General features: G+C 64.9%; 15 protein-coding genes. 5 read left to right on the forward strand and 10 right to left on the reverse strand.

All coding sequences use genetic code 11. From position 1 onward, the window contains the following. The first annotated feature begins 42 nt into the window (after window positions 1–42). On the forward strand, window positions 43–993 hold the full coding sequence (locus XH96_RS07860) for a DUF6492 family protein (protein WP_194391955.1): 951 nt from the start codon (window positions 43–45) through the stop codon (window positions 991–993). A gap of 11 nt (window positions 994–1,004) precedes the next feature. Here the strand turns inward: XH96_RS07860 and XH96_RS07865 are convergent, their stop codons facing one another. Both XH96_RS07865 and XH96_RS07870 read right to left on the reverse strand, forming a co-directional pair. Further along, the gene (locus XH96_RS07865) at window positions 1,005–2,072 is read right to left on the reverse strand and encodes an endo-1,4-beta-xylanase (RefSeq protein ID WP_194391957.1); all 1,068 of its coding nucleotides are present in this window, start codon (window positions 2,070–2,072) and stop codon (window positions 1,005–1,007) included. Next, window positions 2,069–3,157 (reverse strand): glycosyltransferase, encoded by a 1,089-nt coding sequence (locus XH96_RS07870; RefSeq protein WP_194391958.1) that lies wholly within the window; start codon window positions 3,155–3,157, stop codon window positions 2,069–2,071. Before XH96_RS07870 ends, XH96_RS07865 begins: the two co-directional genes overlap by 4 nt. Window positions 3,158–3,420: 263 nt before the next feature. Between XH96_RS07870 and XH96_RS07875 the strand changes: the two genes are divergently transcribed. Then, window positions 3,421–4,857 carry a lipopolysaccharide biosynthesis protein gene (locus XH96_RS07875; RefSeq protein ID WP_194391960.1) on the forward strand — a complete coding sequence of 479 codons (1,437 nt, stop codon included), beginning with the start codon at window positions 3,421–3,423 and terminating at the stop codon, window positions 4,855–4,857. A gap of 446 nt (window positions 4,858–5,303) precedes the next feature. Beyond that, a complete protein-coding gene (locus XH96_RS07880) occupies window positions 5,304–6,857 on the forward strand; it encodes a L,D-transpeptidase (protein ID WP_194391962.1) in 1,554 nt (517 codons plus the stop codon). A gap of 31 nt (window positions 6,858–6,888) precedes the next feature. On the opposite strand, the gene XH96_RS07885 is transcribed toward XH96_RS07880, so the two are convergent. The 8 genes from XH96_RS07885 to XH96_RS07920 all read right to left on the reverse strand — a co-directional run bounded on the left by XH96_RS07885 (window position 6,889) and on the right by XH96_RS07920 (window position 14,176). Further along, window positions 6,889–7,710 carry an enoyl-CoA hydratase/isomerase family protein gene (locus XH96_RS07885; protein ID WP_246789996.1) on the reverse strand — a complete coding sequence of 274 codons (822 nt, stop codon included), beginning with the start codon at window positions 7,708–7,710 and terminating at the stop codon, window positions 6,889–6,891. A gap of 130 nt (window positions 7,711–7,840) precedes the next feature. Then, complete coding sequence (locus XH96_RS07890; protein WP_194391965.1) at window positions 7,841–8,488, reverse strand: isochorismatase family cysteine hydrolase; 648 nt, start codon at window positions 8,486–8,488, stop codon at window positions 7,841–7,843. A 14-nt stretch (window positions 8,489–8,502) separates the two neighbouring features. Next, the gene (locus XH96_RS07895) at window positions 8,503–9,030 is read right to left on the reverse strand and encodes a hypothetical protein (RefSeq protein ID WP_194391967.1); all 528 of its coding nucleotides are present in this window, start codon (window positions 9,028–9,030) and stop codon (window positions 8,503–8,505) included. Window positions 9,031–9,385: 355 nt separating this feature from the next. Further along, on the reverse strand, window positions 9,386–10,198 hold the full coding sequence (locus tag XH96_RS07900; RefSeq protein ID WP_194391969.1) for a class I SAM-dependent methyltransferase: 813 nt from the start codon (window positions 10,196–10,198) through the stop codon (window positions 9,386–9,388). Between the two features lie 109 nt (window positions 10,199–10,307). Further along, window positions 10,308–10,847, reverse strand: a complete 540-nt coding sequence (locus XH96_RS07905; protein WP_194391970.1) for a VOC family protein — start codon at window positions 10,845–10,847, stop codon at window positions 10,308–10,310. Between the two features lie 241 nt (window positions 10,848–11,088). Continuing rightward, complete coding sequence (locus XH96_RS07910; protein ID WP_194391972.1) at window positions 11,089–12,057, reverse strand: tripartite tricarboxylate transporter substrate binding protein; 969 nt, start codon at window positions 12,055–12,057, stop codon at window positions 11,089–11,091. Between the two features lie 11 nt (window positions 12,058–12,068). After that, window positions 12,069–12,962 (reverse strand): MBL fold metallo-hydrolase, encoded by an 894-nt coding sequence (locus tag XH96_RS07915; RefSeq protein ID WP_194391973.1) that lies wholly within the window; start codon window positions 12,960–12,962, stop codon window positions 12,069–12,071. A gap of 2 nt (window positions 12,963–12,964) precedes the next feature. Further along, window positions 12,965–14,176, reverse strand: a complete 1,212-nt coding sequence (locus XH96_RS07920; protein ID WP_194391975.1) for an ABC transporter substrate-binding protein — start codon at window positions 14,174–14,176, stop codon at window positions 12,965–12,967. A 167-nt stretch (window positions 14,177–14,343) separates the two neighbouring features. Between XH96_RS07920 and XH96_RS07925 the strand changes: the two genes are divergently transcribed. Then, window positions 14,344–15,042, forward strand: coding sequence for a TetR/AcrR family transcriptional regulator (locus XH96_RS07925; RefSeq protein ID WP_194391977.1), 699 nt, complete (start codon window positions 14,344–14,346; stop codon window positions 15,040–15,042). Next, window positions 15,020–15,580 carry a carboxymuconolactone decarboxylase family protein gene (locus XH96_RS07930; protein ID WP_194391979.1) on the forward strand — a complete coding sequence of 187 codons (561 nt, stop codon included), beginning with the start codon at window positions 15,020–15,022 and terminating at the stop codon, window positions 15,578–15,580. The genes XH96_RS07925 and XH96_RS07930 overlap by 23 nt, the downstream gene beginning before the upstream one ends.

Below are 15,580 nucleotides of genomic sequence, written 5' to 3' on the forward strand. Positions count from 1 at the left end.
TGCCGCTATGAGTGCGGACTGACTGCCATTCGAGTGCGCGCCATGCATTCCGTTGCCCTGCTGACTGCCAGCTACGCCAAGGATATCGAGCGCTTTTCGCTGCTCAGCGAGAGCATCGACACCTGGCTCTCGGGATATACGCGGCATTATGTTCTCGTTAACGATGAGGACGTTCCGCTGTTCGCGCGGTTCGCCTCCGACAAGCGGGTCATCGTTCCGGCCTCGCGCTACCTGCCGAAGTGGCTGTTCGCGGTGCCGCCGGCCCTCCAGTTCCTCAGCAGCCGGCGTGTCTGGCTCTCGCTGCTGTCGTCACCCGTGCATGGCTGGCACATCCAGCAGATGCTGAAGATCGCCGGGGTCCTCAATGCGCCCGAGCAGCGCGTCTGCATCCTGGATTCGGACAATCTGTTCTTCCGCGAATTCGACGTCGGCCTATATGCCGGCGGCGAGAAGACGCCGCTCTTCGTCACCCGCAGGGCGATCGGCGCGGACCATCCGGTGCATGGCGTGTGGCTCCGCACCATCGATCAGCTTCTGGGTATCAAGGAACGCTCGTTCCCGGCGGACGACTATGTCGGCAATGCGCTGGTCTGGGACAGGAGCACCGCGCGTGCGATGACCGACGCCATCAAGTCGGCGACGGGCCTCAGCTGGGCGCTGGCACTGTGCCGGAAGAAGAAGTTCTCCGAATACCTGCTGTATGGCAATTTCGTCGCCAATTCGCCGGAGCATCTGGCGGCCCATCGGGTCACCGAAGATAGTATCGCGGTCTCGCACTGGGACGACACGCCGCTCGACCGCCCGGCGATCGAGGCCATGATGCGCACGGCCTCGCCGGAGCAGGTCGCGCTCTGCATCCAGTCCTATTCGTCGACCTCGGTCGACGACATTCGTGACGTGTTCCGCCTCTCCTCGCGCGACCGTCGCAGTCCGAGCCTTGCTCCCGATCACATCGGAGATGCGCCCGCGTTCGAAACGCCGAAGACACGCTGAGGACCGGCGCCTCAGGCGTCCTTCGTAAACCTGCTGATGACGTCCATGAACGGCTTCGGCTTGAACTCGCCGTCGAGCGGCAGCGGACGGTTCGGCTGCTTGTCCTTGCGGGCGAAGGTGCCGTTGATCCAGCTGTAGCGGTCCGAGATGCCCCAGGTCAGGATCGAGCGCACCGGGCCGCTGCTCGAGATCGCGGTGAGGAGATCGTCGACGCGCTTGGCGACGATGGCGTCGCGTTCGGCCGGATTGCCGCTCAGCTTCTGGTCGTCGACGTCGAGCTCGGTGACCAGCACCTCGAGTCCCCAGGACCGCAGCTCGGCCACGAACGCGGCGAGCCCGTGCGTGTCGATCTCGAGCTCGGCGTGCAGATGCGACTGCAGGCCCACGGCGTGGAGCGGAATGCCCTGGTCGAGCAGCTCCATGATGAGGTTGCGATAGGCTGCCCGCTTGGCGATGAACGAGTCCTTTGCCGACTCGATGTCGTATTCGTTGATCGCGAGCTTGACCAAGGGATCCGCCGCAGCCGCCGTGCGGAACGCCAGCGGAATCCAGCCTTGACCCAGATGCTGCGTCCAGAACGTGTCACGGCGGTCCTTCGGACTGCGGGGACTGTCCGGAATCGGCTCGTTCACGACATCCCACGACGTCAGCTTGTCCTTGTAGTAGGAGACGACGGTGCCGATGTGGTCGCGATACGCGCGCTCGACGCCCCTGGAATCCTTGATCTGCTTGGTCCAGTCCGGAATGTCGTGATACCAGGCGAGCGCGTGGCCGCGCATCGTCAGGTCGTTCGCCTGCGCGAAATCAAGGATCGCGTCGGCGCGTTCGAAGGCGAACGTATGCGCGTCCGGCCGCAACATCGGCCATTTCAGCTCGAGCACCGGCACCACCTGGGTGCAATAGGTGCTGATGGCCTCGCCGAGCCTGGGATCGGCTTCCAGGTCCCAGAGCGTCGCCGCAGCGCCATAGCCGGGCCGGCGCTGGGCGCGTTTCGATGCCGGCACTGCGGACGCAGATGAGCCCGCCGCGAGGGCCGCGGCGCTGCCGAGCAGGAATTGGCGTCTGTCGATCCTGGTCACGCGTGACGCTGCATCGCCGCTTCCGCGATCTCGTAATAGTGAAGCGCGCCCTTCTCGAGCGTCAGGTGGTCCAGCACATAGTCGCGCGGCGCGAAGTCCCCCGCGCCGACGCGCGACCAGAAGTCGTCCCAGCTGGCGGTGAATCGGCTGGCATCGGTGAAGGTCATGCCACAGCGCCCGTCGAAATAGGGCACCGAGGACACGTCGCCCTCGAACCTCACCTTGTCCGGGAAATATTTCGGATCCTGCCACGGCCCGCCGCGATCCCAGGCAAAGACGGGAACGCCGCTCGACAGCGCCTGCTGGCAGGCGATGCCCTGGCTTTCGTGCTCGCAGAGGAAGACCATGCTGCGGCAACGCGCCAGCGCGGCCTTGTAATCGTCTTCCTTGTAGTGCCCGTAGCGGATCACTTCGACGGTACGTCCGCTTGCCTCGAGATGCCTGCGGATCGGCTCGATCAGCTCTCGCTCGTACCGCCCCTGATCCCAGCGGACCTTGTCGTAGAGCAACACGTCGACGCTCTTCTGATCCGCCGGCGCGGGTGTCCAGAGATCGGTCTCGATGCCGACCGGCCAGGCGCCGACGTGGGGCCAGTGCGGGCGGAACATGTCGGCATACCAGGCGCACGGCACCAGCACGCGCCTCACATCGAGGTCCTTCAGGCTCTCCGGCGCATCGATCGGGTGGTCATACATGGCGACGCCGAGCAGGAGCGGGTTCTTCCACTTGAACCAGTCGAGCACGAACGGCCGGCCGATGATGCAGGCCAGTTCCTCGGGGTGCTTCCGGATGTGGCGATAGTCGTTGACGCGGTAGCGGATTCCGAGCCGATCGAGGCCTGCGCACAGATTGAGCAGGACGCGCCGCTGGCCGCTGATGAAGGACTTGCCCAGCAGCAAACGTCGCAGCAGCGGCCGGAGATGGCGGTCGCCGGGAAACCAGCGGTCGTCCCGTTCTTCGAAAAAGAGGTTGAGGACCATCCTGTCGCGGCCTCCTGCGCCGAAATCCGAAGGAACAGAAGGCACGTTGGTGCCGCGACGCGGCAGCGAGGCCGGTTTCAGCCGGGTTGGTTCGGCAACGTCCATGTCGGTCACATCAACGCATCGGAGGAGTCGAGCGACGTTTCGCCATCATTGCTTCTTTTCCGTGATCGCACCGGCCGCTTCAAGGACAGGGCAAATTTAACGCTAACGCGCGATAACCGCGCGCTTGCTCCATTCGCGGTCCGATTTGCAGGCTTATGCAGCTATCTTCGCCGATGCCAGCGGCGCAATCCGATTGTCACACCAAAGTCCAACTGCCTTAACGTCTCGTTAATCCTGATGGCCGCCAACGGTCCCGTGCCCGCATGCTGAACCGCCATTTCTCGATCTATCTGGTCGCCTACATCCTGCCCGCGGCGGTGGGCTTTTTCGCTGTCACCGCCTATACGCGGCTCCTGAGCCCGGCGGAATACGGCGTCTATGTCGTCGGCATCAGCCTTGCGGGCATTCTGGGCGCGATCTTCTTCGCCTGGATCAAGCTGTCGGTGTCCCGCTATCAGGCGATGTCGGCGGAGGTCGATTTCCGCGGCACGGCGATGGTCGCCTTCGCTCTCACGGCCGCGGTGCTCTGTGCCACCACTCCGCTGGTAGTCCTGTTCCGCAGCGACGTCAGTGTCGAGCTGCTGCTCGCCAGCATGTTCGTCGCGATCATGGCCAACGCGGTCGACGTCGGCCAGGAGTTCGAGCGCGCCAAATTGCGCCCCTATCGGTTCGCGGCGATCTCGATCGTGCGCAGCGTCTCCAGCGTCGGCTTCGGTCTGCTCGGCATCTGGCTCGGCTGGGGCGGATTGGGGCTGCTCGCCGCGTTTGGTCTGGGGTCGCTCACGGGCATCATCCTGAACCTCGTCGGCGACCGCACCAGGATCGCGCGCTTCCAGCGCAGCCAGTTCATGCAGCTGGCGCGCTACGGCCTGCCGCTGACGCTGGCTGGATTGTCCGTCGCCGTCTATTCGGCCTCCGACCGGCTCATTGTCGCCTATTTGCTCGGCAAGGACGCTGCCGGCATCTTCGGCGTTGCCGCCGATCTGCCGCGCCAGTTCATGGTCATGATCGCATCCAGCGTTGCCGCGGCGACCGTGCCGCTGGTGTTCCGGTCATTGTCCGAGAACAACGGCGAGACGACACGCGAGCGGCTGACCGAAAGCCTCGAGCTCCTGCTGGTCGTCGTTGCGCCCGTGGCGGTCTGGCTCGCGCTCGCCGCGGACCAGGTGGCCGGCACGCTCGTCGGCGTCGACTTCCGGGCCGGCGTCTCGGTGCTGCTGCCGACCCTGGTGCTCGCCCGCTCCTTCGGTATCGCCAATCAGTTCTACGTGCAGATCAGCTTTCAGCTCGCCGAGCGGCCCTTCATGCTGTCGGCGCAATCCTTCCTCACGCTCGTGGTCAGCGTGATCCTGATGTTCGCGCTGATCCCCGGCTATGGCCTCCACGGCGCGGCGCTGGCAACCCTGGCGACCGAGGCGATCGGCTTCCTCGCTGCCGTCGTCCTGATGCATCGGGCCCACCCGGTCCCGTTCGAGTTCAACCGCCTCGCCGGTGTTGCCGTCTCCGCAGCCGTGATGGCAGCCGCGATCTTGATCGCGCGATCGCAGGCGGGCGGCACCGGCCTCGTGCCGCTCGCCATCGTCAGTCTCGCCGGCGGCCTCGCTTACGCGGCTGCGGCCTGGTTGCTGAATGTTGCGAATGTGCGAACCTTGTCGCTGCGATTTCTTCGCACGTTCAACCGCAAGGCGCTGGGCGTTTAGAGCGTGATGAGATCGGTTTGATCGCTACAACGGAGCTGCACTCCCTCTCCCGCTTGCGGGAGAGGGCTGGGGAGAGGGTGTTTCCGCGATGGGACAATCCCCTGGAGGAGAAAGCCCTCACCCGCGCCGGAGCCGAGCCCGTGGCCATCGATTCAGCCTAAAGCCATTCCCACTTTAGTTGCGCGCCGGTGGGCGTCGCCGTCACGACGCATCCACCGGGCAGCTAACTCGGACATTCTGCCGCAGCGATCGACGCCAGCTTCGGACCAGCCTCGGCCGCAGGCCGCCTTTCGCCAGCGCAGACCGTCGTATATGAGAGATTTATCGCGGGAACGTGCCGAATCTCGCCACAGACGGAACGTAAAGCAGCTGCGATTTCTTAATCCAATGATTCCAATCTGACGCGTGATCGACACAGGCGGACTGGCATTTCGACCGAGGATGGCATGAAAAACCGACTGACGACGGCGAAATCCACCTTGGCGATGCGGCGTTGGGGGCCCTCCGCAATTGTGGCCTTGGCGGCAATGGTCGCGTTAACCGCGACCCCGGCAACCGCCGCCAAGCAGCCGCGCCAGGCGGCCGAGGCCGTGGCGCCGCGTGTGGCCGGCGAGCCGATCATGGCGATCGTGTCGATCAAGAGCCAGCAGGTCACTTTCTACGACGCCGACGGCTGGATCATGCGCGCGCCGGTGTCGACCGGCACCACGGGCCGCGAGACGCCGGCCGGCGTGTTCGCCATCGTCGAGAAGGACAAGGACCACCGCTCGACCATGTATGACGATGCCTGGATGCCGAACATGCTGCGCATCACCTGGAACGGTATCGCGCTGCATGGCGGACCATTGCCCGGCTATGCCGCCTCGCACGGCTGCGTGCGCATGCCGTTCGGCTTTGCCGAGAATCTGTTCGACAAGACGAATATCGGGATGCGCGTGATCATCTCGCCGCACGACGCAGTCCCGGCCGACTTCTCCCACCCCTCGCTGTTTGTGCCGAAGTCGGACGCCATCGCGGCAGCGCCCGGCCTGGCCGACAAGCTCTCCGCCGAGGCCGAGGAGGCCACGAGGGCCGCCGATGCGGCCAAGAAGGCTGCTTCCGCTGCCGCGAAGGAAGCTGCCTCGCTTCCCGCCGCGCTGCGCAAGCTGGAACAGCAGAAGGCCCGCGCAGATGCCGAGCTCGCCTTCGCCGACAAGACGCTTGCGAACGCCAAAACCGATCAGGCCCGCGTCAAGGCCGAAGAGCTGAAGCAAAAGGCGGCGGCCAAGGCGGCCGACGCGACGACGCAGCTCGACGCCGCCAGGGCCGCCGCGCAGCCGAAGCGCGATGCGGTGGCCGCCACGAAGGAAGCCGCGAAGGCGGCCGCGACCCGGAAAGCCGACGCCGTCAAGGCGGCGACCGACGCGAAGCTCGCAGGCGAGCCGGTCTCGGTCTACATCAGCCGCGCTACGCAGAAGCTCTACGTGCGGCGGAACACGCACAAGCCGGCGCCCGACGGCGGCGGCGAGGTGTTCGACACTAGCATCGAGGTTCCCGTCACGATCCGCAATCCCGACCAGCCGCTCGGTACGCATATCTTCACGGCGATGGCGAAGACCGATACCGGCCTGCGCTGGAACGTGGTCACGATCGAGAACGGCGACGAGGCGAGGAATGCGCTCGACCGCATCACCATCCCGCAGGATGTGTGGGATCGCATCGGACCGACCGCGTTGCCGCGCTCGTCGATCGTCGTCTCGGATGAGCCCCTGAGCAGCGAGACCAATTACCGCACCGAGTTCGTCGCGGTGCTGAGCAACGAGCCGCAGGGCGGTTTCATCACGCGCAAGCCGACCGCGCCTGCCATGATCGCGAGCGATGACGGCTGGGACAACGGCGGTAACGGCTTCGGCTTCTTCTTCCAGCAGCGCGATCCCTATGTGCAGCCGGCCAATCCGCGCCGCCGCAGCCAATATCAGTACTATCAGCCGGCGCAGCCGATGCAGCGCGGCTTCTGGTAGGAATGCGCCGCGCGCATCGTCGCTGCGGACATCATCCGAGGTCGGCCACCGCTTGGCCCAGCCGCAACTCAATGTCGGAACGGAGCTGCAGGCCGCGCTCGACCAGAGCCGCCGCACGCGCGCGGGTGGCTGGGTGAGATGCCGAGCTGAAGAAGGCCGACAGCGCCGCCGGAAAGACGCCGTCCGCAGGGAGTGTGACGTCGTTCATCAGGGCCTTGGCGCCGACCAGCGCGTGCTTTTCGAACGAGGCGAGACGGCGTGCGAACGCATCGACGAATGCCTCGATCTCGCTGTCCGGCAGGGCTCTATTGACGTAGCCGTAGCGCTCGGCGAGGTCGGCTGAAAAATCGTCGGCGCCCAAGATCACCTCCAGCCCGCGTCCGCGTCCCATCAAGCCGGCCAGCCGCGCCATCGGATTTCCACCGGGCACCGAGCCGAGCCCGACCTCGAACTGCCCCAGGATCGCGCGCTCGCGACTGGCGAAGCGCATATCGCAGGCGAGGACGAATTCGCTCCCCGCGCCGCGTGCGCGGCCACGGATCTCGGCAATGGAGGCGACCGGCGCCCGCGACAGCCGCACGAGCACGTCGATCCACGGGTGCATTCCGGTCGGACCGGGCGGCATCGCTGCGACCTTGGTCTTGTCGGCAAGCACGTCCCAATGCGCGAGGAAGAAATCAGGGTCGGCACTCCGGAATACCACGACCTTCACATGCGCGTCGGTTTCGAGCGCTGCAACCAGCGCCTGCAGTTCGCCGATCGTGTCCGGATCGATCAGGTTGATGGGCGGATTGTTGAATGTGGCGGTCCAGAATCCTGGCAGCGACTTCTCGATCGTGATCTGTCGGCTCATTGCTGTCTCCATGTGATGTTGCGAGGACGTTCGGTCGCATTCGGGCTTTTGCCCGGCGTCGGCGCGCGGGCATTTCCGCGCGGATGCCGCCCGATCCGGTTCGACCGTCCCGGTCTTTCGTCGGATCAGGTCACTCGGCAGCGGTGATCGCCCGGTTTGACGACAGCGCTGCGACGACCTCGTCCGTTGTCACGATCGCACTGGCGTAGTTGGGCATGTTGATGTCGAGCGCTGCGTGCATCATCTCTTCGGAGTAGTCGGCAACCGCATCCTTGACGACCGTGACGTCGTAGCCAAGTTCGGCAGCAAAGCGGACAGTCGCTTCGATGCAGGTGTGCGCGACCAATCCGATGACGATGAGCCGCTGGATGCCGTGCCGCTTCAGCTGGAGATCCAGATCGGTATTGGCGAAGCCACTGGAGCACCAATGCTCGCTGGCGACGATCTCGCCGGGTGCGGGCACGAACTCGGCGCGGAATTCGCCGCCCCAGGTGCCGAATTCGAAGCTCCTGTTCCTCCACGCTCTCCGTTGGATCGGCGCAACGTACTTCCAGGATGCATAATCGCCTTCGCGGTAGCGATGGTGCATGGCGTAGACGACGCGAAGCTTCGCGTCGCGCGCGGCATGCAGGACCTGTTGCATGTGTGGAACGCAATTGTTCGATTCGGCGATGGCCTTGATCCGCGGCCAGATCTTGCCGCCTTCCGAAATGAAGTCGTTGTAGGGATCGACCACCAGGAGCGCCGTGACGGTCTTGTCGTAGGATAGGTCGGTCATGGGACTCTCCGTCGTCAGGCGTTCGCCAGGGCCGCGCGCTCGATGCTTGCAGCGAACAATGGTGTTTCGCCCTGATTGTGGGCGATCGAGGCGGGCTGGCGCTGGGCGCGGAACAGGTCGAACGGAATGCCCTGCTTGCCGATGAACGCCATGAACTCGTCCGTCGCGTACGACCTGACGCGGTTGGTGAACTCGCACTTGCCGGGCTCGATCTCCTTCACGCTCAATTCCCAGGTCACATGAATGGTGGTGCGTCCATTGGGCGTGAACACGTCGGAGGTGGAATCGAGGATCAGATGGTCCTTCTCGCCCAGCGTCTCGACATAGTGCTGCACCATGAGGCTGCCGCCGATGATCTCGACATTGATGGACATCCGCTTGCCATCCGGCGCCGTCGTGAAGCCCGCGGCGATGTGCGCGGGCGAGCAACCCTGATATTCGCGTTCCGGCAGGTTGAAGCACCATTCGGCGATGTCGATCCGGTCGATCGGTGCGTTGATGATGGCGGTGAAACTTGAATCGACGATCTGGTTATCGGTCATCTCCGGAACTCCTCATGGGTTGCAGGCTCGAGGCGTCACGGCTCCGTGTCCCAACGCTGCCCAATGTGCTCGCAGGGGCGGCTGGCCGCTCGTCCTGCGACCAGATTGGCGCGAGCCGCCGGAAATTGCTCGTTATGGGTTGTTATAGGTCGTTAGCTTCCGAGGAGCCGTGGAAAGCGCGCGGATAACGCGCAGACCGCCGCCCGGCGCCGATCGGACCGCCCGGTGTTAGGGACTGCGAGATTTTGTTATGGCGGTGATCGGGAGGCCGCAGGTCTGCGCCTGCCGGCCGGATGCATGCGCCGTTGGTCTTGAAGGCGAAGCCGGTGGCGCAGTGGATTACGCTCCGCGCAAATTACCCGCGCGCCTCGATCACGATAGCCTGGATCTTGCCCTCGACCGGTCCAGAGCCATGGTTCGCCCGGATCGCCTCGGCAACGATATCAGTTGCAGCCTGAAGCTTGCTCGCATCCTTTGCCTCGATCTCGCTGCGCAGCGGTGTGCCCTGGCAGAGCGCGGTGGCGACATATTCGGCCGACGGCGCGCGGCTGATCTCAGATCGGGTTTCGATCGATATGTCATGGAAGCCCGCCCGTTCGAGGTCGCCTCTGATGACGGTCTTGTCGCAATAGCCGTGCGGCGTCCGGATCATGAAACGGGGCGGATCGTCGGGAAACAGCTTTTCGAGCGCGACCATCGCTTCCCGCGTGAGCACATTGTCCTCGATGCGATCCCATACGTTGAAGACGAACGTGCCGTCCGCCTTCAGGACTCGCTTCACCTCTCCGTAAGCCTTGATCCGGTCCGGAAAGAACATCGCGCCGAACTGGCAGCAGACCACGTCGAACTCGGCATCGTCGAAGGGCAGGGCCATTCCGTCCGCCTGGCGCCAGGTGATGCGATTATCTCCCGCCTGGCGCTGTGCGGCAACAGCCAGCATCGGCTCGTTCAGATCGGTCGCAACGTAGCGGATGCTGCCCGGCAACGCCGCCGCCACGGCGCGTGTCACCGCGCCGGTGCCTGCCGCGATCTCCAGCAGCACGGAGGGCGAGAGCGCAGCGATCCGTCTTGCGATGTCCTCGGCGTAAACGGCGAAGATCATCGGCACCAGATATTCGTCGTAGAGTCTGGGGATCGAGCCGGCGAAAACCTTGTCGGTGTCGGGCATGCTTGCCTCCCTGAAGGTTCGGACACGGCTTCAGATTAGCATGATTTGGCCTCGGTCCTTACGTCGTCTTGCGCGCTTCGAACGACGCCGACCAAGCCGGTGATCGGTCCTACGATCGGCTCCCGCCGACCTCCCGGATCGGCCGCGTGCCGTCCCAGCTCATCGCGGCCTGCCGGACCTTCTCGAAGAACGGTCCCTTGGTGCCGCTGATATCGGAGATCTCGATCACGGTGCCCGGATGGGCCTGTGTGTCGAAATAGGCAAAGCGCCCCTTGTCGCCGCCGATCTGGCCCTCATGGCCGATCCTGTAGCCGAGCCCGAGCGCCCTGTCGTAGAGCGCCTGATAGTCGTGGCTCCAGTACGACATGTGCTGAAGGCCTTCGTGGCCGGCGTCGAGAAACTCCTTGTAGAGCGAGGGCGCGTCGTTGCGCTGCTGGATCAGCTCGATCTGGAGATCGCCGGAATTGGCCAGCGCAATGCTCATCTCGACGGCGGAATCCTGGCCGCGATGCCGGAACCAGTCGGTCTTGACGCGGTCCATGTAGTACCAGGGTCCGACGCCCATCACCTCGATCCAGTGTGTCATCGCGGCGTGGATGTCCCGCACCACATATCCGTTCTGGCGCACCGCGCCGAAGATGCGGCTCATGCCCGCGCTCCTTTTCTGCTCTCAATCAGGTCACCGCTATCGCATACAACCAGCGGGGGCTGCCGTATGAGCGCGGCGTGGTTCGAGACGCCCGCTTTGGCGGGCTCCTCACCATGAGGGTCTGAAATCTTGCCGCAAGACGTGACCTCATCCTGAGGGCCCGCCGCAGGCTGGCGTCTCGAAGGATGGGCTGCAGGCAAGCTGCCCGCCACGTCTTCTTCGTACGTGATAGCCCAGCCGCTCACTTGACCTCGATCCCGGCATCCTTGGCAACCTGCTTCCAGGCCGTGATGTCGCGGGCATTGATGTCGCGCTGCTCGTCGCCGGGGACAAATTGGGGCGTGATGCCGAGGCCCAGAAGTTTCTGCTTCACCACCTCGTCGCCGAGCGCCTCCTTCAGGGCTGCCGACAGCTTTTGCGCGGTCGGCGGAGCGAGCCCCGCCGGCGCATACATCGCCCAGGACAGGCTGCGGTCGAACGGCACGCCCTGTTCCTTGTAGCTGGCGACATCCGGCAGGCTCGGCGAACGTTCGCCGCAGGCGGCGAGCGCCTTGATCGATCCGTCCTTCACCAGCGGCGTCGCCGTGGCGACGTCGAGCGTCGCGAGCGAGATGTGGCCGCCGAGCAGATCGCCGGCCAATTTTGCGATGCCGTTGAACGGCACATGGTCCATCTTGATGCCGGCCTGCTGCATCAGGATCTCCGCGCAGAATTGACCGGTCGAGCCGACGCCCCAGCTGCCGTACTGGATCGGCTCGCCCTTCCTGGCCAGCGCGACCAGGCCCCTGATGTCATTGGCGGCAAAGTTCCTGGTCGCGACCAGCATGATCGAGGAGGTGCCGACGCGGCCGATGGTCGTGAAATCCTTGATCGGATCGTAGGGCAGTTTTGGATAGATCGCGGGGGCAAGCACATGCGTGGTCATGCCGCCGACGGTGATGGTGTAGCCGTCATTCGGAGATGTCGCGACCATCTGCGTGCCAAGCGTGCCGGCCGCGCCGGTGTGGTTCTCGATATAGATGCTCTGTCCGAGCGTCTTGCTCATCCTGTCCGCAAGCAGCCGGCCGACCACGTCGCCGCCGCCGCCGGCCGCATAGGGCAGCAGCATCTTGATCTTGCGGGTGGGGTAGGCGGCAGGGTCCTCGGCGCCTGCCGGCAATCCCGCCGACAGCAATGCGAACAATGAGAGCGTGACGGTCCTGAACTTCATGGCGTTTGTCCCTAATCCTCGAAACGAAATCGGTAGGTCTCGCCGTGCCGGATCACGCGGCCCGCAGTCGGCGCCGGGAAATGGCCGGTGAGCAGGTAGCTCGGCGTGTCCGCGAGCTCCTCCAGCAGCGCCATCCGCGTTGCGAGTGCCGCAGCCGGATCGACGTCGGCGGCATTCGACAGCCACGGCGCGGCGCACTGGATCGGATGATGGATGACGTCGCCGGACATCACCGCATGATCGTGGCCGCCGTTGAGGTGGATCTGCATGTTGCCGGCGGTGTGGCCGGGCGCCGGCGCGAAGCGCAGGGCCGCGTCGCGATCGCTGAACAGGCGGTGGTCGGTCTCGACGAGTTCGGCGAGGCCGGCCGCGACCACCGGCAGCACGGAATCCGCGAACGAGCCGTGGTTCACCGGGGTCTTCGGCGCAGCATTGTGCGCGACCTCGAAATGGCGGTACTCGTCCCGCCCCATCAGATAGCGCGCGTTGGGGAAGGTCGGCACCCAGCGCCCGTCCACGAGGCACGTGTTCCAGCCGACGTGGTCGACATGCAGGTGCGTGCACATCACGAAGTCGACCTGCTCGGGGGCAACGCCCAGCGCCTGCAAGTTTTCGAGATAGGGCTGGTCCAGGTTGTTCCACGCCGGCACGCGCGGCCGCGGTTTGTGATTGCCGCAGCAGGTGTCGACGACCGCGGTCCAGCGCGGCGTGCGCACCAGGTAGGAATGGTGACTGAGGATGAATCGGCCGGTCTCCGGCTCGATATAGCGGTGGTCGAGCCAACTCCGGTTCTCCGCGATCACATCGTCGGTGACGTTGGCGAACAGCCAGCTCTTGTCGAACGCGAGCGCAGGAATCTCGCTGACGAGATCGACCCGCATGCTGCCGATCCGCAACCCCCGCATGATCAGTTCTTCAGGAGGTCACCGAACGGCACCCAGCGCGTGCCGTCGAAGCGGATCAATTGAAGGCTCGTCATCGGCGTGACGCGCTCGGGCGAATTGCTCACGGCGGTGCCGTTGATCAGCATCGGCAGGCGCACGTCTTTCATGGTGGTCGCCTGCTTCATGACGCTGGCGCGGGTGAGGTCGTTGCCTGATGCCTTCAGCACGGTCACCAGCGTCTGCGCGATGGTGTAGCCGTAGACGTTGAGCCAGTCGCTCTTGTTGGCGTCCGGCATGTACTTGTCCATGAAGGCCAGCCACTCCTTGTAGCCGGCATCGTCCTTCAGCGCGGGGTCGGTCGCGTCCTTCAGGTATTGGCTGGAGATGACGCCGGTGGAATTATCCTTGCCGGCCGGCTCCAGCACGCCGCTGATCGAGGCCGAGACGTTCGAGATGATGATCACGGGCTTCCAGCCGATCTCGCCGATCTTGCGGATCGCCTGCGCCGCGAATTTCGGCGTCGCCGCGACGAGGACGACATCCGCGCCCGCGGTCTTCAATTGCAGGATCTGGGTGTCGACGGTCGGGGCCGAGGTCTCGTAAGCCGCCCGCGCGACGATCGCCTCGCCGCTGCCGAGCCCTTCCTCCAGCGCCTTCAGATAATCCTTGCCGAGATCGTCGTTCTGGTAGAGCACGCCGACCTTGGCATTGGCGTGGCTCGCCTTGATGTACTTGGCGTAGGCGATCGCCTCGTCGCGATAGGTCGGCTGCCAGCCGACGGTCCACGGGAAATTCTTCGGGTCGTCCCACTTGGCGGCGCCGGAGCCGAGGAAGAGCTGCGGCACCTTGCGCTCGTTGAGATATTTGTGCACGGCGCTGTTGGTCGGCGTGCCGACGCCGCCGAAGATCAAAAGCACTTCCTCGCTCTCGACCAGCCGCCGGGTCTGCTCCACCGTCTTGGGCGGGCTGTAGGCATCGTCGGCAATGATCATCTGGATGCGGCGGCCGTTGACGCCGCCCTCGTCATTCACTTTGCGGAAATAGGCTTCCGCCGATTTCGCGATCTGCGCGAAGGCCGACACCGGGCCGCTCAGCGGCGCGGTGGTACCGATCTTGATGGTCTTGTCGTCGGCGCCGGGATCGTATTTCCCGCTTTGGGCCTGGGCAGTGCTTGCTGCGAGCAGCGGCAACAGGATGCAGGCCGCATAAAGCCGAGGGCGGGCAAGGCGCGCCATGACGTCGTCTCCCAAAATTGCTCTCCGCCTCTCGATGGAGCGGAGTTGAAACGCGAGAACAGTGCCCGACAGCGATCTTGCGGGCCGCGACCGTTGCCGCCAGACTGGCAAAACGAACGATCGTTCGTACGGTTGACTAACGAACGATCGTTCGTTAGTCAAGCCGCATGGCTGTCCACACCTCCAGCGCGGCGGAAGCGGCTGCGCCCACGACCCGCGAGCGCATCCTCACCGAGGCGCTCCACCTGTTCGCGCAGAGCGGCTATGGCGGCGCCTCGATGCGCGAGCTGGCGCGCCGCGTCGGCATCCGCGAGAGCAGCCTCTACAATCATTTCCCCGGCAAGGCCGCGATCCTGGAGGCGATCGTCGCCGAGCACGGCCCGGCCAGCTCCGCGAGCCGGCTGGAGGAGCCGCGCTACAGGCAGCTCGCGCGCCAGCCCGCCGCGTTCTGCCGGCAGTTCGCGCTCGACCTCGTCGAGCAATGGTCCGATCCGCGCGAGCACCAGTTCCAGAAGGTCATCACTGCCGAACGAAATCGCGTGCCCGGCATCCGTGCCAAGTTCGCCGACCATTTCTACGCGCGCGAGCAGAGCCTGATGACGGACTACTTCCGTGGCTTTGCGCTCGCCGGCCTGATCTCGACGACTGATCCGCGCGAGACCGCGCGGCTGTTCGCCGCCGGGCTGATCTACATTCGTCTCGAACATTACGTGATGGGCGCTGCGCCCTCGCCGCGGGCGAAGGTGATCGAGGCGATCGACCGCTATCTCGCGTTCTTCCTGTCGCTGATCGCGGCAGGGAATGACGGCGACAACAAGAAACGAAAGCCCAAGGGAGAAACGCGTGGCAAGGTTGCCCCTGATTGATCCGGAGACGACGAGCGGCGACATCCGCGCCTCGTTCGACCGCATGCCGGTCAAGCTCAACATCTTCCGCATGATGGCCCACGCCGAGGCCAACATGATCCCGGCGATGCGGCTCGGCAATTCGATCCTGCACAAGCAGAAGCTCTCGGCCGTCAATCGCGAGCTGCTGATCCTGCAGGCCGCCCAGCTCGAAGGCGGCGCCTATGAATGGCGCCAGCACGTGCCGATCGCGCTCGGTGTCGGCTGTACGCAAGAACAGATCGATGCGATCGAACGCGCAGATTACGACGCCGCCGCGCTGGGTGAGGCCGAGCGTGCGCTGCTGAAGTTCGGCCGCGAGGTGGTCGAGAACGTCCGGGTAGCCGAGGCGACCTTCGCTGCGGCGCGAAACCACTTCAGCGACCAGGAGATCGTCGAATCCATCGTTGCGCTCGGCTTCTACATGATGATGGCCCGCCTCACCGAGGCCACCGAGACCGATCTGGATCCAGCCGCCGGCATGAAGGTCTATGACGGCGGCAAGAGGCCGGGTGGCTGA

It is taken from the genome of Bradyrhizobium sp. CCBAU 51765 (genome assembly GCF_015291725.1).
Taxonomy (GTDB): Bacteria; Pseudomonadota; Alphaproteobacteria; order Rhizobiales; family Xanthobacteraceae; genus Bradyrhizobium; species Bradyrhizobium liaoningense.